The 18,496-nt window shown below is 57.4% G+C and carries 16 protein-coding genes; 5 read left to right on the top strand and 11 right to left on the bottom strand.

From position 1 onward, the window contains the following. The first annotated feature begins 18 nt into the window (after positions 1-18). From B3M52_RS07255 to B3M52_RS07245, 3 genes are all read left to right on the top strand, one after another. Entirely contained in the window at positions 19-1,077 is a 1,059-nt protein-coding gene (locus B3M52_RS07255; RefSeq protein WP_126811708.1) for a lysylphosphatidylglycerol synthase transmembrane domain-containing protein, read from the top strand. Continuing rightward, the gene (locus B3M52_RS07250; protein ID WP_286749303.1) at positions 1,074-3,290 is read left to right on the top strand and encodes a glycosyltransferase; all 2,217 of its coding nucleotides are present in this window, start codon (positions 1,074-1,076) and stop codon (positions 3,288-3,290) included. Before B3M52_RS07255 ends, B3M52_RS07250 begins: the two co-directional genes overlap by 4 nt. Positions 3,291-3,382: 92 nt before the next feature. After that, positions 3,383-4,330, top strand: coding sequence for a YbgA family protein (locus B3M52_RS07245; RefSeq protein ID WP_199447852.1), 948 nt, complete (start codon positions 3,383-3,385; stop codon positions 4,328-4,330). Positions 4,331-4,337: 7 nt separating this feature from the next. Here B3M52_RS07245 and B3M52_RS07240 read toward each other — a convergent pair whose 3' ends face one another. The 4 genes from B3M52_RS07240 to B3M52_RS07225 form a co-directional block, all read right to left on the bottom strand. Further along, positions 4,338-5,072, bottom strand: coding sequence for a DUF481 domain-containing protein (locus B3M52_RS07240; RefSeq protein WP_041335563.1), 735 nt, complete (start codon positions 5,070-5,072; stop codon positions 4,338-4,340). A gap of 19 nt (positions 5,073-5,091) precedes the next feature. Then, positions 5,092-6,102, bottom strand: a complete 1,011-nt coding sequence (locus B3M52_RS07235; RefSeq protein ID WP_286749299.1) for a rhodanese-related sulfurtransferase — start codon at positions 6,100-6,102, stop codon at positions 5,092-5,094. A 177-nt stretch (positions 6,103-6,279) separates the two neighbouring features. Continuing rightward, a complete protein-coding gene (locus tag B3M52_RS07230) occupies positions 6,280-6,840 on the bottom strand; it encodes a porin family protein (RefSeq protein ID WP_286749297.1) in 561 nt (186 codons plus the stop codon). Positions 6,841-7,004: 164 nt separating this feature from the next. Continuing rightward, the gene (locus B3M52_RS07225) at positions 7,005-7,736 is read right to left on the bottom strand and encodes a DsbA family protein (RefSeq protein WP_286749296.1); all 732 of its coding nucleotides are present in this window, start codon (positions 7,734-7,736) and stop codon (positions 7,005-7,007) included. A 107-nt stretch (positions 7,737-7,843) separates the two neighbouring features. Here B3M52_RS07225 and B3M52_RS07220 point away from each other — a divergent pair, with 107 nt between their 5' ends. Next, on the top strand, positions 7,844-8,809 hold the full coding sequence (locus B3M52_RS07220; RefSeq protein WP_091642953.1) for an NAD(P)H-dependent flavin oxidoreductase: 966 nt from the start codon (positions 7,844-7,846) through the stop codon (positions 8,807-8,809). Positions 8,810-8,824: 15 nt separating this feature from the next. Here the strand turns inward: B3M52_RS07220 and B3M52_RS07215 are convergent, their stop codons facing one another. The 4 genes from B3M52_RS07215 to B3M52_RS07200 all read right to left on the bottom strand — a co-directional run bounded on the left by B3M52_RS07215 (position 8,825) and on the right by B3M52_RS07200 (position 14,983). Then, positions 8,825-10,765 (bottom strand): methyl-accepting chemotaxis protein, encoded by a 1,941-nt coding sequence (locus B3M52_RS07215; RefSeq protein WP_286749295.1) that lies wholly within the window; start codon positions 10,763-10,765, stop codon positions 8,825-8,827. Positions 10,766-10,997: 232 nt separating this feature from the next. Beyond that, complete coding sequence (locus B3M52_RS07210; protein WP_286749293.1) at positions 10,998-12,527, bottom strand: DUF5666 domain-containing protein; 1,530 nt, start codon at positions 12,525-12,527, stop codon at positions 10,998-11,000. Between the two features lie 64 nt (positions 12,528-12,591). Next, positions 12,592-13,449, bottom strand: coding sequence for a DUF6502 family protein (locus B3M52_RS07205; RefSeq protein WP_286749292.1), 858 nt, complete (start codon positions 13,447-13,449; stop codon positions 12,592-12,594). 82 nt (positions 13,450-13,531) lie between these two features. Then, positions 13,532-14,983 carry a DUF5666 domain-containing protein gene (locus B3M52_RS07200; RefSeq protein WP_286749291.1) on the bottom strand — a complete coding sequence of 484 codons (1,452 nt, stop codon included), beginning with the start codon at positions 14,981-14,983 and terminating at the stop codon, positions 13,532-13,534. 212 nt (positions 14,984-15,195) lie between these two features. On the opposite strand from B3M52_RS07200, the gene B3M52_RS07195 reads away from it, so the two are divergent. After that, positions 15,196-15,366, top strand: coding sequence for a DUF6435 family protein (locus tag B3M52_RS07195; protein ID WP_286749342.1), 171 nt, complete (start codon positions 15,196-15,198; stop codon positions 15,364-15,366). A gap of 133 nt (positions 15,367-15,499) precedes the next feature. Here B3M52_RS07195 and B3M52_RS07190 read toward each other — a convergent pair whose 3' ends face one another. The 3 genes from B3M52_RS07190 to fba all read right to left on the bottom strand — a co-directional run bounded on the left by B3M52_RS07190 (position 15,500) and on the right by fba (position 18,404). Then, the gene (locus B3M52_RS07190) at positions 15,500-15,844 is read right to left on the bottom strand and encodes a chaperone modulator CbpM (RefSeq protein WP_286749289.1); all 345 of its coding nucleotides are present in this window, start codon (positions 15,842-15,844) and stop codon (positions 15,500-15,502) included. A 14-nt stretch (positions 15,845-15,858) separates the two neighbouring features. Continuing rightward, on the bottom strand, positions 15,859-16,830 hold the full coding sequence (locus B3M52_RS07185) for a DnaJ C-terminal domain-containing protein (protein ID WP_286749288.1): 972 nt from the start codon (positions 16,828-16,830) through the stop codon (positions 15,859-15,861). 509 nt (positions 16,831-17,339) lie between these two features. After that, positions 17,340-18,404 (bottom strand): class II fructose-bisphosphate aldolase, encoded by a 1,065-nt coding sequence (gene fba, locus B3M52_RS07180; protein WP_036209001.1) that lies wholly within the window; start codon positions 18,402-18,404, stop codon positions 17,340-17,342. Positions 18,405-18,496 lie beyond the last annotated feature (92 nt).

The following is an 18,496-nucleotide window of genomic DNA, read 5'->3' as shown; positions in this document are numbered from 1 at the left end:
CTTAACGGCGGGCAGTCCATGACCAACATCCCCGATCAAGATTATCAGCAGCGCGCGTCCTGGCGCAGGCTTACTGTTTTCAGCCTGATATTTATCGCCATGACCGCCGCCGGGCTCTATGCCGTGTACGACCAGTTCGCCGGGCGCAGCGTAACCTTCGACGACCGACTGGTCTCGCCTCAGGCGCTTGTTTCCATCATTGCCCTGCTGGTGGTCTACTTTGCGGCGGACGGGCTGCGGTTGCACTTCACCCTTCGGGCACTGGGGCACCGCCTGCCCTTCCCGGCGATTTTCCGGCTGGTGTTCATCAACCTGTTCTTCTCCAACGTGACGCCCATGGCCACCGGGGGTGGCTTCGCGCAGATCTGGTATCTCCAACATCATGGCGTGCCGGTCGGCCGCGCCACGGCGGCCACCACCATCCGCACCGTGATCGCGGTGATCTTTATCTTTTCGCTGACCCCCGTATTCCTGCTGACTCTGGACGCCCTGGATAACCAGCCCCTGGTCGGAGAACTGGGGCCGGTGCTCGCTGTGTTGATTCTCCTGTATCTCGGTTTTTTCATGGTGGTGCTGTTCCGCACCCGGTGGCTGATTGCGCCCTTGGGCCGGCTCTTGAGCACACTGCACCGGTTTCACCTGATCGGTGAGCGCCGCCATCAGCGCTGGCAGTTCAAGGCCAAGCGGGAGATGCTGCGTTTTTCTCACAGTTTCGGCGATTACCTCCGGGGCCCCAAACAGTTCGTCGCGCTATCAGTGCTGTTTACCTTTGTGTTCCTGCTCAGCCTATTCAGTTTTCCGGCGTTGCTGATCTCCGCACTGGATTACGAGGTAGACTACCTGGTGAGCACGGGACTACTGGTGGTTACCACCTTTGTGATGTACTTTTCACCCACACCCGGTGCGTCTGGCATTTCGGAAGGGGTGTTCGGCAGTTTCTTCCGGGACATACTCACGGCCAACCATCTGGTACTGGTGACCATTAGCTGGCGATTCATCACCATCTACCTCGGCATGCTGGCAGGCCTGGTGATACTGCAGCGGGAACTGGTGAGAAACAGGAAGGCATCCCAATGACACGACGTCACCCGTTAAAAGTGCTGTTTTACATCAGCCTGACGATTGTTGTGCTGCTGATCGGGTACAAGGCCTACCTGAACCTGTTCGCGCCGGAGTTCGAGGCCGAGCACACAGAGCAGGTCGCACAGATCCAAGATACGCTCTCCGATGATGGCGGTTTCAGTTTTGCGGTTGTGGGCAACATCAATAATTCCGTGGGCGTGTTCGAGGAACGCATGATACCGGCCCTCAACCAGTCCGGCGTGGATTTTGTGGTGTCCGCCGGTAACGCGGTGAGTGGCGGCGGCGAGGACAAGTACCGGGCCATCCAGGGCACACTCTCCCATCTGGAGATTCCCTACCTGCTGACCTTTGGTGAGAACGAGTACGAGAACTTTGGCAGTTACCGGTTTTACGATTACTTCGGCCCTCACTTCTTCAGCATCAAGGCCGGCGGCGCCCGACTGATCTTCCTCGACAGCACCGGCAAGACGCCCTGGCGCTGGCAGATCCGCTGGCTTAATGACCTGTTGAGCCAGGAGCCCAACCGGCTGCGTTTTCTCTTCATCGGTCACCCGCTGCTCCACCCGGATCAGGAAGCCCCTTTCGAGCAGGATAATGATTTCCTGCACCCCCCTGAGTTCCGCTCCGCCCTGATGGACGCCATCGACCGGCACAATGTGGATATAGTGTTTTCAGCGAACCTGTCGCTGTATGCGGATCAGGTCGAGGGTGATACACGCTTTATCACCACCGGCGGAGCGGGCGGGCTGGTGCTGAACAACGACACCAGTTTCTACCACTATGTGCGCGTTGATGTGAACGACGACGGCGAAATCAGCCATTCGATGGTGCGTCTGGAAGCGAGACAACACCCTGTATTGAGTACCCTGGAATCCCTGTGGTTCTTCATCTACTCGCTGTTTTATGTGGGCTATGTAAACTTCATTCTGCTGGTGGCAGTGTTCGTACTGATCAGCACCAAGCTTTACACCGCTATTTTCGTGGCGAAAGACTACTATCCGGACTACGATCTGGACCCCCAGCCCTGGCTGTCGAAACCCTTGCGGGTGGCCATGTTCACCAACAACTACCTGCCGTTCATTGGCGGCGTGCCCATCTCCATCGTACGCCTGCGCAAAGGTCTGGAAACCCTGGGGGACATCATCCTCATCGTTTGCCCCCGCTATCGCGACCAGCCACGCGAGGAGACCAATGTGGTGCGGGTGCCCTCCCTGCTGGCTATGGGGGAGAAACGGGAGTTCCGCCTTGCCAACATCTTCCTGGCAAGAATCCGCCAACAGGTCAGAGCGTTCAAACCCGACATCATCCACCTTCACCACCCCATCTGGCTGGGCTCGCTGGGGCTGTTCGTGGCCCGGCGCCTGAAAGTACCGGCGGTGTACACCTACCACACCCGACTGGAGCACTATGCCCACTTCGTGCCGCTGCCGGGCAATCTGTTCCGCAACCTGATTTCCCACGAGCTGATCAAACGTTTCGCCAACAAATGCGATGGCGTGATTGTGCCCACCTACTCCACCGAGGAATACCTGCGGATGATCGGTGTGAAAAGCCCCACATTCGTTCAGCCGACGGGCATTGAGTACCAGAAGTTCCAGGAAGTGGACGACAGCGACGTTCGCAACCTGCGGAACTCCCTGGGCATCGGCAATGAGACCGTGTTTGTCAGCGTCTCGCGGCTGTCCAACGAGAAGAACATTGATTTCATGATCGACGCCATTGATGAGCTTCGCCGGCGGACAGACCGTCCTTTCCGGTTCCTGATGATTGGTGAAGGGCATCAGCACGAGCGACTGCAGCAGCGCATTGATGAACTGGGACTTCAGGATTGCTTTACACTCGTCGGCTCCATCCCGCCGGACGATATGGCCACCTGGTATCACCTGGGCGATGCCTTCCTGTTCGCCTCCAAGTCCGAAACCCAGGGTATGGTGATCCTGGAAGCCATGGCCGCCGGGTTACCAGTGGTGGCAGTGCGTTCCAGTGGCATTGAAGACGTGGTGCGCCACGGCTACAACGGCTTCAAGACGCCGGAAAAGCAGGACCAGTGGTGTGACCACGTGCAACAATTGCTGGAAGACGACACCCTGCGCCAGGAACTGGCCGAGCACGCACTGGCGTTCGCGGCGGACTATTCCGTCGAGCAGTTTGCCCGTGATATGCGGGAAATCTATGCCCTGACCCTGGCCCGATCAGCTTCCCGCTGAGTGATTCATCACGCCGCTTTCAACATTGGAGATGATCGGTCTAGACTGGAAAAGCGTACTTTAAAGGACCTTTTTCGATTCGGAGACTGACAGTGACAGGCATTCCCGTTGGTATCAGCACCTGCCTGCTGGGCAAGGAAGTTCGCCATGATGGCGGCCACAAGCATTCCCGCTTCTGCACCCAGGTACTTTCCCGCCATTTCGAGTTTCGTTCCATCTGCCCGGAGCTGGAAGCGGGCCTCGGTGTGCCCCGGCCGGCCATTCACTTGCGCGAATATCACGACGGCCTGAAGCTGATCGAAACCAAAGGCACGGCGGACCATACGGATGCCATGCAGGGATTTATCGACCAGGTTCTACCGACTCTGGCGGATTTGCGGGGCTACATCCTGATGGCCAAGTCTCCCAGCTGCGGCATGGAGCGCATCAAGGTGCACAATGAAGACGGCAATGTCACCCGCAGGGATGGCCGGGGCCTGTTTGCCGAGGCACTGATTCGTCGCTACCCGCTGATGCCGGTGGAAGAAGAGGGCCGTCTGAACGACGACATGCTGAGGGAAAACTTTATAGAGCGGGTATTTGCCTACGATGACTGGATGCAGAACGTGGCTGGCGACAACCTCACCGCCCGTGCATTGATCGAGTTCCATACCCGCCACAAGTTCCAGCTACTGGCTCATTCCGAGAAGATCTATCGGCAGTTGGGGCCGATGCTCGGCGACCTGAAATCAGAACCGTTGAAAGACATTGCTGACCGATACATCTCGTCGTTCATGGAAGCGATGACCCAGCGCGTCAGCCGGGGTTCCCACGTGAACGCCATGCAGCACCTGATGGGCTATCTGCGGGATGCCATGGCAGACGAAGACCGGCAGGTACTGATGGAGCAGATAGACGCCTACCACCGGGGCGAGGTGCCCTTGGTGGTGCCCATGACGTTGCTACGGATGGCCCAGCGGCGGGAGCCGGTGGACTATCTCAGCAGCCAGAAATACCTGACCCCCTACCCGGATGAGCTGGGGCTCAGGAATCGAGTATAACGCCTGGTCAGAATCCGTAGAGCAGTGACACGGACACCTGAGTATCGGTGTCTTCGGAGCCCTCAGGCTCATCTGAAACATACTGAACCAGATACGCAGCCTTCATTGACAGGTTACCCACAACCGTTGCCTGTATGGATGTTTCCGACTCACTGATGGTGTTGTTCTCCGACAAGCCGATTTCGGCACTCAGCTTCTGACGAAACAACGCAGTCTCAGAGAGGGCGTAGTCGAACTTTCCTGCCAAGCGCGCGATGGCTTCTTCCTCCTCTTGATTGCCGTCTGCTTCCGGTTCCTCGAGCCTGTTAAACCGATAACCGCCACCGACAGACAGATCAAGAAAAGAGCGCTTGCCACGTTGCCAGACCCGGTTACCGTAACCGGTGGTCAACGAGGACTGGAAGTCATACCCGGAAAAACGGTCGTCTTCATACGCTCCGCGTACGAACAGGTATTGGCTGCCCTCGAACTTGTAATCAGACTGCACTTCAGCGCTGTATTTTTCAGCCGTTGTGGTGTCATCGGTTTCGGAATAATATGAACGAAAATCACCGGTATTCCGCCACTCTGAAACTTCGTGGAGTAGGCCCAGACGGCCGTTGATATTGGTCTCCTCGGTGTTGCCGGACGTGACAAGCACACCCGCTTCCCCTTCACCTTCCCAATTGTCAAACTCAGCGCCAACGACCATCGTCGGCGATACCGTCAGAGTAATGATCGCCAGGGTTGCTCTGAACTGCATGGAATCTCCTTGATTATTGTCAGGATTTTGCGCAACGCTCTCCCATGGCGCTCTTGCGGGCCTGCTGTTCCCGCTCCGCCTTTTTCCGGGCTTTACGCTCCGCTACAATGCGCGCCGCTGCGCCACCTACATGGGCTTCGCCGCGCCGTTCTGCCAACCGCATTTGCCGCTCACGCTCGGCAAAACGGGCTTTCTGCTCCGCCGTCAACGAATCGATGCAACGGTGGCAACTCACGCCCGGCTCATACTCCGGGCGCTGTTTGTCTTCCTCGGTGATCGGCCGGCGGCAGGCGTGACACTGATCGAACTCACCCCGTTCCAGCTTGTGGTTCACCGTTACTCGGTCATCAAATACAAAGCACTCCCCTTGCCACAGGCTTTGTGATTCCGGGACTTCCTCGAGGTACCGGAGAATACCGCCCTTCAGGTGGTAGACCTCATCAAACCCCTGCTCCTTCAGGAACGCCGTGGATTTCTCACAGCGGATACCACCGGTACAGAACATGGCGACCTTCTTGTGCTTCGAAGGGTCCAGGTTCTCTTTCACATACTCCGGAAACTCACGAAACGTATCTGTGGCCGGGTTTCTGGCATTCTCAAAGGTGCCGATCTCCACTTCATATTGGTTGCGTGTGTCTACCACCAATACGTCCGGATCTGAAATAAGATCATTCCACTCTTTGGGATCCACATAAGTACCCACGATCCGTTTCGGGTCAATGCCCTCCACTCCCATGGTGACGATCTCTTTCTTGAGCTTCACTTTGGTTCGCTTGAAGGGCTGGATGTCGACGAACGATTCTTTGTAGTCGATGCCCTCGAACCGCTGGTCAGCCTCCAACCAGTCGCGAATGGCATCCACACCTTCACGGCTGCCGGCTATGGTGCCGTTAATGCCCTCACGGGCCAACAGCAATGTGCCGTGTACCTCTTTCTCCAACATCAGATCCAGCAATGGCTGACGAAGGGTTTTGTAATCATTCAGGACTGCGAACTTATAAAGCGCACAGACAACAACATCCTGGCTCATGAGTCTGGTTTCTCCTGCGGGCCGGACCGTAAATCCGGAGCATGGTTGATAATCGCCAACGGGCGTGAGGGTGTCATTCTAACGAATACGGGCGAGGGAGAGTATTACGGGGGGTTACAGGGAAGTCATTAACAATGCCCGGCGCCCCAAAGGCGGCACCGGGTGATCAGGCTATGCTCAGAACAGAACAGCAAAACCCACGGAGACGCCGGAAATTTCTGCGCCATCCTTATCGATGTACTGCATGTACTCGCCGTTGACCTGAAAATCCTTGTTGATGTTCAGGTTGGCGCCCACGCCGTAGGAGATATCGGACTCAGACTCCGAGTCACTGAAAGAGTTACCAAACCCGCTCGCGGAGGCCGTCAGTTCACCCTTGGTGACGCCAACAATGGCGTAGGGGTAAACGGGGCTTTCATTGGGAAGGCCCAGAACCATGTAGCCACCCACCAGGTAATCCAGTTCAAGATCCAGGGATACACCGTTAAAACTGGTCGAGTCGTCCTTGGCGCCGAAACCGGCACGGAACTCCGCTGCCAGGTACGGGTTTATCTGCGCGCCGGCCTTGCCCACCAGGGCGCCCAGGTCAAAGTCTTCAGAAATGCCATCTTCTTCGTAGGTTACGAAGGCGTAGTTGAGGCCCACATAGCCACCTTCCAGGGAATCCTGTGCAGCCGCACCGGATGCAAAAGAAGCCATTACTGCAAAGGCCGAACCCAAAACAATCTTATTCATCATTACTTGCTCCTTGATGAAGGCCTGCCCCAGGGCCTCAACTTCTTGCGTTTATCCGTCAATTTTAAGGGCATGTGAATGATAATTCATTTTGTGAGAAATTCCCCGGCCCCAACCAAAAAAACTCCCGCCGTACGGGAGTTTTCCAGACAGCACCTGTCACCGTATTATTGCTGGGAACCGGCCAGCTCCCGCTCAACCACCGCCGACAACTGCCCCCATCCGGGGCGGGTCAGGCGGATATTGTCCACCAACACGGTTGGAGTACTGGTAACGCGAAGCTGCATGGCCACTCGACGGCTCTGTTCGATTTCTTCGACGTGAAGATCTGTCGTCATGCACCGGCTGAAACGGCGCTCATCGAGCCCCAGGTCCTCAGCGTAGCGGCTAAAGGTATCAACCGGGCTGCTGGAACCACTCCATTCGGTCTGCATGTCGAACAACTTGTCGTGCATGGCCCAGTAGCTGTCCTGGTCACCGGCACAGCGCGCTGCCTGGGCCGCAGGCATGGCGTTGTCGTGTTGCTGGAGTGGCAGATCAAAGTACACAAACCGCACCTTGCCGGACTCCACGTATTCCTGTTTCAACTGCTGGCTGGCGTCCGAAAAACGCGCGCAGGCGGGGCACTGGTAGTCTGCGAACTCCCGCACCACCACGGGTGCGTCTTCGTCACCAACGGAGACGCCGAAACGATCCAGTTGGGCAGGAAACGGGTCGGCATTGGGGCCGGCAACCGGCAACTCATCCGAGGTGGGGGCCGGACTCGCGGTCAGGAAAAAGACGCCCACCGCAACAAAAACAAGAACGATGACACTGATGCCGATATACAACGACTTACGATCTTTCTTCCTGTTGGGCGGCGGTGCGCCGGTCTCTTTTCTTCTTTTTGCCTCGCCCATGGTAGAGCTCCTTATTGTTTATTCATTCGTGGACGTTTTCATGCGGTAATGAGCACGCTAAGATCTTTATACATTACATAAGTTCCAACAAAAATTAAGGAATTCTCATGGCCTTACCTGAATCCCTGAAGACATCGCTGAGTCTTCCGCTGGTGGCGGCACCCATGTTTCTGATCTCCGGACCGGAGATGGCGCTGGCCTGCTGCAAGCAGGGCATCGTTGGCAGCTTCCCGGCCCTGAACCAGCGCACCAGCGAAGGCTTCGAGGAATGGGTGATTCAGATGAACGAAGGCCTGAAGGACTTCCGGGAAACCCATCCGGGCCAGACAGCCGCGCCTTACGCCGTGAATCTCATCGTTCATCGCACGAACCCGCGCTGGGAGGCCGATCTGGACCTGTGCGTCAAACACCAGGTGCCCATCGTGATCACCTCCCTGGGAGCCGCCACCAAGGTGACTGAAGCAGTGCACAGTTACGGCGGCCTGGTGTTCCACGATGTCACCAACCAGAAACACGCCCGCAAAGCGGCCGAAGCAGGCGTGGATGGCATTATCGCGGTGTCTGCCGGTGCCGGCGGCCACGCTGGCACCATTAATCCATTCGTGCTGGTGCACGAAATCCGCGAGGTGTTCGATGGCGTGATCCTGCTCGCCGGCGGGCTTTCCAACGGCGAAGACCTCCTGGCGGCTCAAGCCATGGGCGCGGACCTGTGCTATCTGGGCACACGGTTTATCAATACCACCGAATCGCGGGCGGAAGCAGCCTATCAGAACATGATCATCGAGGCGGTATCCGGCGACATTATCCACACACCGGCGGTGTCAGGGATTCCCGCCAACTTTATGCGTCAGAGTCTGGAAGCCGCCGGCTATCCCATGGATAAGCTGAACCAGGCCGGTGAGCTGAATTACGGCGATAAGCTCAAGCCCGTGGACGACGAAGCCAAAGCCTGGAAAACCGTCTGGTCCGCCGGCCAGGGCGTCAGCCAGATCACCGATGTTGTATCGGTCAGCGATCTTGTCGGGCGAATTGGTGATGAATATCGACGTGCCCGTGCGCGGCTCTGTGAGTAGAGCCGCCGAGCGCACTTATACCCGAAACTGGGATGCCTTGCCCTGCAGGGTGTCCAGTAGTTCCCCGATCTGCCCGCTGGCCTGATCTGAGCGCTCAATGGCGTCAACGGTTTCACCGGACAGGCGGGCAATGTCCGTCACGCTGACGCTGACTTCCCCCGCATTCCTGCTCTGCTCTTCCGCAACCGCCGAAATCTCAAGCGCGCGTTTCTGCAAACTACCCAGCATTTGGTTGATCTGGTCGAAGTGCTCGTCGGCGCGACGGAATTCGGCGGACGATTCCGCCACCTGCCCCGAAACCTGATCAATCACGGTCACGGCCTGGCGGCTGCCCTGCTGAAGGCGATCAATAATGCCCTGAATTTCCGTAGTGGATTCCTGGGTGCGGCTGGCCAGGGTACGCACTTCATCGGCCACGACCGCAAAGCCGCGCCCGGATTCGCCCGCCCTCGCCGCTTCAATGGCAGCGTTGAGCGCCAACAGGTTGGTCTGCTCAGCAATGGCTCCGATTACTGACAGTACGGAATCAATTTCCGTACTCTGGCTGTTCAGTTCATTGACCGCCGCGACGGCCTGCTCCACGTTAGCAACAACCTGATCCAGCCGCTCTCTGACATCGCGGGAAATCGTTGCCGTTGCCTCACTCTCCGCGTTCACGTTCTGGACGGAACCGGCCATTTCCTGGACGCTGTCGGCCACCTCGGCAATACGGCCCGACATTGCAGACATGGTGTCCGACACCTCAGCCACTTCCTGTTGCTGTCGATTAACGGCCGATACCGCATCGCGGCTGATTTGACCTTGCTCCCGAGCTTTCTCGGCGGCAGATTCTGCAGAGGATTTAACGTCTGACACCAATTCCTGAATACGGGCGATGAACTGGTTCATGCCCCGAGCCATTTCCGTCAGTTCGTCACGGCCTTTGAGGGATACCCGGCGAGTCAGGTCGGCCTCTCCATCGGCGATCTGCCAGATCGCTGAACTCAATCGGAGCACGCGGGGAAGAAGACCGCCCCCGAGCACGGCCGCTACCAGAACAATCAGTACAACCACGGAACCAATGGCAAGGAACGAGAGATTCGAGGAAAGGCTGCCTGCCTCCCTATCCAGCGCCTCTACGGTGCTATCGATACGCGCCTGGGTGTCTGCGCCCATGGTGGCAAGTTGCTGCTGCAGGCGCTGATTGACCTGTCCGGTTTCTGTCTCCAGGGTCTGGCGAAGCGCATCGATGCTGCCGGTGATGGTGGCACTGAACTGCTGCTCAAGGGCGGCCAGATCTTCGTTGATGCCCTCCAGGGACAGCCCCATCCTGAGCTGGCCAATGGCTGTACCCTGGGGCTTTATATCAGCGGTGACAATGACAATGTTTGGGTCACGGCTTGCAGCATCCAGGACCTTATTTGCAGCACCACGCCCCTCACCCTGCTCCATAAGAGTGCGTACCCGGTCGTCGGTCCGGTCGACGTAACGCGTCAACCTCTCGCCATATTGGTCATAGTAAATGGCAAACAGAACCGACTCCCGTGCATCAGCCAGTTCCACCAGCCCTGTGAGTTTTGGCACGTCGCGATCCCAGATCAATGGCGCAGCCACTGCGGCCAGGACATCCGCCAGCCCCTGCGCCTCTGCCATCACCGCTGAGCGCACGTTACTGGCAATGCGTTCCTGCTGCGCCGTCTGCTGGCGTGTCAGTTCACCCGCCAACTCTTCGGTCGTCCTCTGCTGCATGAGCTGCAGGCGAGTGCGGACGTCTTCACGGGTATCCCCGAAAGACTCGCTGACTTCACGGCTTCCGGCTTCAAGCGCGGACCCGGCGGTATCCACCAGGTTTTCAACCTGATTCGATATCAACCACTGGCTCAACGCCACCTGCAACACACCCGCAATGATCAGTATCAGGAATACCGGCCTGAGCAACCGGCTGGTTACCAAAGACTTCAGGAAACGAGGGGTCATATGGGCTCCGTCGACAGAGGTGCATCTCGCAGTCGGGCGACAGAATTGTGCCGGCCCGATCATGCCTATGGTTGACTATAGAGCAAGACCCAGACCAGGGCCTGACGTGTTTACGTACAGGTTTTGTAAGGGATGGGTAAAATTTCGAAAAATGTCGCCTGATGGTCTCGTGGGCGATATAGAGCCGGGTGCGCGGATGGGCACCCGGTTGCAGCGAGGTCAGCGTTGGTGATCAGTCATCGTCGTCTTCTTCGAGTTCGATTTCGTCGGCCAGATACCCGCCGTTGAGAGCCTCGTATTCAACTTCGATGAGCGGCTGGTTCCCGTCGTCGACCAGGCCCTGCAAGGTGCTTTCGTCGGTATCAAATTCGGTACTCATATCGGTATTGATTAGCACTCCAAGCACGGTGATTGACTGACTATCCATCGCCCGTAGCTTACCTTCCAACTCAAATTCAACGGGTTCATCCCCATCGTCTTCGGGGTCTTCCCGTTCAATCTTGAGGGCCTCAAGAAAGACGTTGCCCCTACTGTCTTCTTTTTCGATACCCTCTACCTCGGCCTCATCTCCGCTGAACAAATCCTCGAAATCGATTCGCCCATTGTCGTCATCACCTGTAATGATGGTCGACGGCGTTGCCTGTACCAGTACGCCGCCCACTTCAAAGGTCAGGGCAGTGCGATCAACCGAGGAGGTTATAATCCCACTCACTTCCGCATTAGCCTCTCTCAGCCCAATCTCCTCTGCCACAACCGTTCCGGCATCAGAGAACTCGCCCTCAACCTGAACCAGGATTCCCTGCTGCAGATCGCTGACCGTGAGCCCGTCGTCAAGCTCGGTATCGGCGGTAACCTGAACCGTAAGGCCGCTCATCAGGAATGTGCCTGTCTGACCACCGGAGCCGCTTGCGCTGAAAGACTCCTGAATCGTGCTGGTAAACTCGATATCGTCGTCACCGGTCCGGCTATAGCGGCGGAAATCATCACGCTCAATCTCAACAGCCTGCAGGGTGCCGCTGCTGTAATCGCCTTCAACTTCAAAGAATCGGCCTGGAACCAGATCGCTTTCGCTGAGCCCTTCGCCAAAGACAACAGTATCGGCGTCATAAGCCACTTCAACGCCACCGATGGCGAAACTGCCGGGCTGAACGGAACCATCGTCAATAGCGCCTTCCAACTCCACATCGGATTCAGTGTCTGGAATAACACCGACATAACTTGCACGGAATGAGCCGTCCGCTTGCCGCCAAGCACTTACCCTGACGCTGGAGCCAACCCCATTTTCACTCAATAGATCAGCGTATGTCGTACCGCTGACAACCGTCTGTTTATCAACAACCACCGTCTGACCAAGGACGACCAGTTCTACAAACTCTCCAGCTCCCGATGGATCTGCCGAAATACTTTCAACAACACCTCTCAGGGTATCGTCATACTCAACAAGGTTCGCGGTACCCTGGCCATCGTCCCGCCATTCGCCGTCAATTCGCAGGATCATACCCTCATCGAGCTCGCCTTCAACGCTGATGCCATCATCGCTCTGAACCTGGCCATTCAGCGCATCGGTCTCAAACCGCACCCCGTTCACAAACACGCTGCCAAAACCGGACACTGGCCCCACGCTGGAGCCTGTTCCCCGAATACCCCCATCCGCGATATCCGTTCCGCCACCACCGCCGGCGCCACCGCAGGCGGTGAGGACACCCATTGTCAGGGCGCCCAGTGAAAGTCGGGTGGATGAGGTGATGGACTTCGGTTTCATGCGTTTCTCCCTGGGCCTCGAAATGACCAGCACCGGCCTGATCGCGAACGGACTCCAATGTTTGTCATTTCTGTTCTCCATCGATATATGGCTGAACCGGGTCTTCGAAAAAGAACACGCCCACTCCGGTTCTTACCGCATCCCCCGAAGGCTTGCCTTCGCCATGGCTGGCAATGTCCCGGTCATGGGGCCCCAGCCACTTGTCCAGCTGTTCCAGCATGGCCTGAGACTGCTGCGCCGAATACTGACGCCAGCGCGCCATGACGTCCCGCGGGATGTTGTTGTACACCAGTGTTCTCTGAAACAGGGGCTGGCGTTCGCCTTCGCTCCCCACGAGATTGTGATCAATGGTCGCTATAAGGTCTGATACGTCCTCTCCGAAGATCTGGAGCATTTCTTCGCTATCCCCCGCTGGCACATAGGCACGCAGCCGCAGTTCAAGCGTTCCGGATGCGTCGGTTGCCACAACACCGACCCGAACCAGCTCTTCCAGCACCGCTCGCGGCGTCATGTCACCGCTGTAACGCCGAACCAGCTCGCTGAAGCTGAGCGGGCCGTCGAACGGCAGGTTCATCGGCTCGCCTTCACGGGTCTGGAACGCCGGGTCATGGACCCAGCCGGAAACTACCCTGGAGGCGCGATTTTCCTGCCTGATGCCCGGTTTCCCCTGGTGCTCCCCCGCCAGGATTTCCCGCTGTTTCTTCACTTCCTTACGCGTCAGGCCCGTCATCACCGCAGTGCGGGAGTCGGTAGGCTTCTTGCGTTTGTCGGAGAAATCTTCCATCGCTGCATCCACGTAGGCGCGCTTGACCAGCTCGGCGAATTCAGCAAACGATATACCGTTGCGGAGCAGCAGGCGGGCCATGGGGCGCAGAATGCGATACAGCGCCCTGTGCAGGGGATTGGTGTTGGAATTTTTCATGTTTGGGATTGTATTCCCATAGCGACGTCAAAAGCCAGAATGCCAGGCCGGCGTTACCCGGCCCGGCCAGGCCGTTCACCGATCAATCGTCATCATCGTCGTCGTCCTCGACGTCGACATCATCGGTCAGCTCGTACTGGCCACCGCCGGTCTGGCGATACTCAACCTCCACTTCGTCACCAGCCTGCGCGCCAGAGGTGCTGTATCCATTGAGAAGGATCTCGAGGTTCATGATGGTGATGGTGTTTGAACCTATGGCGTTCGCCCTCGCTTCAAGTTCGTAATCATCATCGTCATCGTCGTCTTCACGCTCGATGCTGAAGGCCTCGAGGAAACCGCCACTGGCGCTGCGCTGGCGGCCTTCGATTTCCAGGTAATCGCCCACTCTCAGGCTCTCGATATCCTGGGCCCGGTTTCGACGATCGTCATCATCATCGTCGTCGTCCTCAATCAGGCTGTTGGCCGTGAGCTGCACACGCACGCCACTGACGATCAGGGATTCATTGCTGAGATCGATGGATTCGATGCGCCCGTCCAGCTCGGCATCCGATTCCTGGCCCTCAATCTCTTCAGCCACCAGAACACCGTTGCGGTAGTCGCCTTCGACTTTCACAAACAGGCCGTCGGCCAGACTGCTTTCGCGGATGTCATCAAACTCAGTGCCACCGTTTATCTGCACCGTTATACCGTTGATGGCGAACCGACGGTTTGTGGCATCGTAGTCGTAGATACTGCCGGAGATCTCGACATCGTCGTCGTCATCGAACCGGTCGTCCTCGTCCTCGATTTCCTCAGCGATGATGACGCCGCCACTGAGACGCCCTTCCACTTCGACGACAATGCCATTGGCAAGATCATCCAGAGAGAAGTCATCGTCCCCTTGGGCGCTGGTGTAGTCGATCTGGAAACCGTTGATGGTGAAGGTTTCGGCGCTCGTATCCAGGTTGGCAACGACGCCCTCAATCTCGACTTCGTTGTCGTCATCGAAATCCAACCCGATGGCGCGAGCCCCCACATAACTGGCCCGGAAGCTCCCATCTTCCAGGCGCCAGGCACTCACGCGTACCCGATAGCCCCCGGGATTGCCCGCTATGGCCGCGGGTGTGGCACCACGGAATACCGTTCTGCCATCCAGTTCAATCGTCTGGCCGAGCATGGTGAGTGTGCCGGTACGGGCGACGTCGTCCCAGCTCATGCCGGAGATCGGCCCCCGCAGCGTATCGTCATAGTGGACCCGGTCAGCCCGGCCCTCTCCACGGTCGTCCCAGTCGCCCTCGACCCGGAGTATCATGCCTTTCTCAAGCTGATCCTCCCGCCCGATGCCATCATCACTGTCGACACTGCCGTTGGTCTGAAACCGGGTTCCGTTTACAAACACACTGCCAAAACCGGTAACCGCACCAACGCTGGTACCAACGGACGTAGAGCCACTGCCGGACGAACCGGAACCACCGCCGCCGCAGGCCACGAGAGACCCTGCAACCGCGCCAGTCAGAGCGAGCTTTACAGCGTTTGCCAAAAGATTGCGCTTCATCGTTCTTCTCCTTCCTGTTCTTTCCGTAGAACCGGCGGCGAAATGCTACCGGTTGGTACTGCTTTTTATTTTTGGGATTATTTTCCCAAACATTAATTGGGAATTTATTCCCATTTTTGTAGATTGTCCAGTTTTCGAACATGAAGATTTTGTGAACTTTCCCGGCTGACAGGCGTAAGCTACTGAACACACGAATGAAAACAGGTGAGAAAATGCTGGGATTTCTGAAGGGCGATCCGAAGAAAAAACTGCAGAAGGAATATGAAGCCAAGCTGCAAAAGGCGTTGCACGCTCAGCGCAACGGCGACTTACGCACCCATGGCACCTTGATGGAGGAGGCCGAAAAGATTTACGCGGAGTTGCAGAAGTTAGGGAAGGACTGACACTCGAGTTCGGCGGGAGGTCCGGCTGGTAACCCCTGCCCAAAACCGTGGAGCGCCAGGGATGGCGCGACCGAGCCCTACAGGGACGTATTTACGGGCGTGTTTTGGACAGGGGTTACCAGCCGGACCGGAACTAGGGTTCTCCCAGAAACTGCCGGAGTTGTCGGTTGAGACGATCAACTTCACGCCTCATTTCCTGCACCTCGTCGAGAAGTTCGAGCGACATCGCCAATCCGGGTAGGTTCATTTTTAGGTCTCGCTGAAGCCGTTGCGCTTTGCGTAGACGAGCCAGAGCCTCCAGATCAAATTGCCATTTCCGCGCTTCCGGGGATTCCTCTACCGGGGCGATCACACCGTAGCTAACCAGTTTGATAACAAACTCGGCATGGCAATCCCCACGCTCGCAGATTTCCCGCAAGGTGAATGTAGCGGTTGGTTCCACCAGTTCGACGCTCAGAATGCGGTCTTTGTCAGCCATTCTTCATCTCCCGCTTACACGTGCAACTTGCTGCGTGGATTGAATGCCTTTTCAGCTTCAGCCAACTGCTTGTAGAGTTCTTCGGCTTTCTCAGAGTGCTGTTCGGGCATGACGATTTGCAACACCACGATCTGATCCCCCGGATGTTTGCCGGGCAACCCTTTACCTTTTAGCCGCAGTTTGCGACCACTGGAAGAACCCTTAGGCACTTTCAGGTTCACCTTCGAGCCCACGGTTGGAACCGTGACCGAGGCGCCAAGAGCCGCCTCCCAAGGTGCGATGGGAACCGTCACCAGTATATCCCGGCCTTCGACGGTAAAGTGAGGGTGCGGTGCATATTCCACCTCGATAAAAAGGTCACCGTTCTCCGCACCGCCCATGCCGGGAGCGCCCTGGCCTTTCAGGCGGATGTGCTGCCCTTCTTTCATGCCGGCGGGGATCTTCACGTTGAGGGTTTTCTGGCGCGGCACGACGCGGCCTTGGGCGTCAGCATCCTGGACGGTGAAGGACACCTGCTTTTCGCAGCCATGAAAGGCCTCTTCCAGGAACAGCGCCAGCCGGGCATGCACGTCTTCACCGCGCATGCGCATGGAGTGACGCTGGCCACCAAAGCCGCCGCCAAAACCGGCACCGGCGCGACGGCCGCCTCCGAAGATTTCTTCGAAGAACTCACTGAACTGCTGCGCATCGGCTTCGGTGTAGCCGCCACCCCCAAAGCCAGAGGCACTCTGCCATCCGGGAGGCGGCTGGAACGATCCGTCTTTCCGGGCACCGTACTTCTTCAACTCGTCGTATTCGGCCCGTTTCTCCGGGTCTTTCAATACTTCGTAGGCTTCGCCGACATCTTTGAACTTGTCGGAGGCGTTCTCTTCCTTGCTGACGTCCGGATGGTATTTCCGGGCCAGTTTGCGATAGGCCTTCTTGATGTCCTCGGGGGAGGCAGACTCGCTCACACCGAGTACGGCGTAATAGTCTTTGAAGTCCATGTTTTCCCTCACACCTGCTTTAATGGCTGGGCATTTTTCGCCCGATTATTAATTCTATATTTGATGAGGAAGTGAAAATTACAAGGTGGGGGTGTATCAGAATTGATGCGTATCAGGTGGCTGTGGCCTGGAGTTTAATCTGGGCACCTAGCCTGCAGGCTTTGCGGGTAGCGCAAAGGCGGGGCACTCTTCCGGGACACGCTGTAAATACGTCCCTGTACGCTCGACAAAAACATCCATGTTTTTGACGTTCCCGGAAGAGTGCCCCGCCTTCGCTTGTTCTGAACCTTCAGATATTTCTGACTCTGCAGGTATCTGAGATGACGATATGCGATATCACCGAGGTATCTCAAACACTGGTGGGAGGGACTGCTCAGAAATGTGGAGCGCCAGGGATGGCGCGACCAAGCCCTACATGGACGTATTTACGGGCGTTTTCTGAGCAGTCCCTCCCACCAGTGCAAGCCCGCCAGGCCAGCAGGCTACAAAGGAGGGGCAAACTCCAAAGCTTATCGAACCTTGGGATCCAGCTCACCAGAAGCATACCGCTCGAACATGCGTTCAAGGTTAACCGGTTTGATCTTGCTGGCGTTGCCGGCGGTGCCGAAGGCTTCGTAGCGGGCGACGCAGACTTCGGTCATCGCCTTCATGGTTTCCTTCAGGAATTTACGCGGGTCGAATTCAGCCGGGTTCTGGGCCAGGAAGCGACGGGTTGCGCCGGTGCTGGCCAGGCGCAGGTCGGTGTCGATGTTGACCTTGCGAACACCGTGCTTGATGCCTTCAACGATTTCCTCAACCGGCACACCGTAGGTTTCCGGGATTTCGCCACCGTATTCGTTGATGATCTTCAGCCACTCCTGAGGCACGGAGCTGGAGCCGTGCATAACCAGGTGGGTGTCCGGGATCCGGGCGTGGATGGCTTTGATCTGGTCGATGGCCAGGATGTCACCAGTCGGCGGACGGGTGAACTTGTAAGCACCGTGGCTGGTTCCGATGGCGATGGCTAGGGCATCCACGTGGGTTTTCTGGACGAAATCCGCCGCTTCTTCCGGGTCGGTCAGCATCTGGCTGTGATCCAGAGTGCCTTCTGCGCCAATGCCGTCTTCTTCACCGGCCTGCCCGGTTTCCAGTGAGCCCAGGCAACCCAGCTCGCCTTCTACAGAGACGCCACAGGCGTGGGCCATCTCAACGGTGCGACGGGTAACATCGACGTTGTATTCGTAGTCGGTCGGGGTTTTGCCGTCTTCACCCAGGGAACCATCCATCATCACCGAGCTGAAGCCCAGTTGGATGGAGCGCTGGCACACAGACGGGCTGGTGCCGTGATCCTGGTGCATAACCACCGGAATATGGGGAAACTCCTCAATGGCCGCCAGAATCAGGTGACGCAGGAAGGGGGCGCCGGCGTATTTGCGGGCGCCGGCAGAGGCCTGAACAATCACCGGAGAGTCGGTCTTGTCGGCCGCCTCCATGATCGCGCGCATCTGCTCAAGGTTGTTCACGTTGTACGCCGGCACACCGTAACCATGCTCGGCGGCGTGGTCCAGCAGTTGCCGCATCGATATCAGGGCCATTGGGGTTGTCTCCTTGGTTTATTAAACAATGTCTTTGGCAGACTTACCTAGTTTGGAGTCTGCTGCGGAGGGCCGAGAAGCTCTTCCGGGAC

Source organism: Marinobacter sp. UBA2688, from assembly GCF_002352785.1.
GTDB classification, from domain to species: domain Bacteria; phylum Pseudomonadota; class Gammaproteobacteria; order Pseudomonadales; family Oleiphilaceae; genus Marinobacter; species Marinobacter salarius.
Note: the sequence above shows the minus strand (reverse complement) of the source record. Positions and strands in the feature narration are given on the sequence as shown.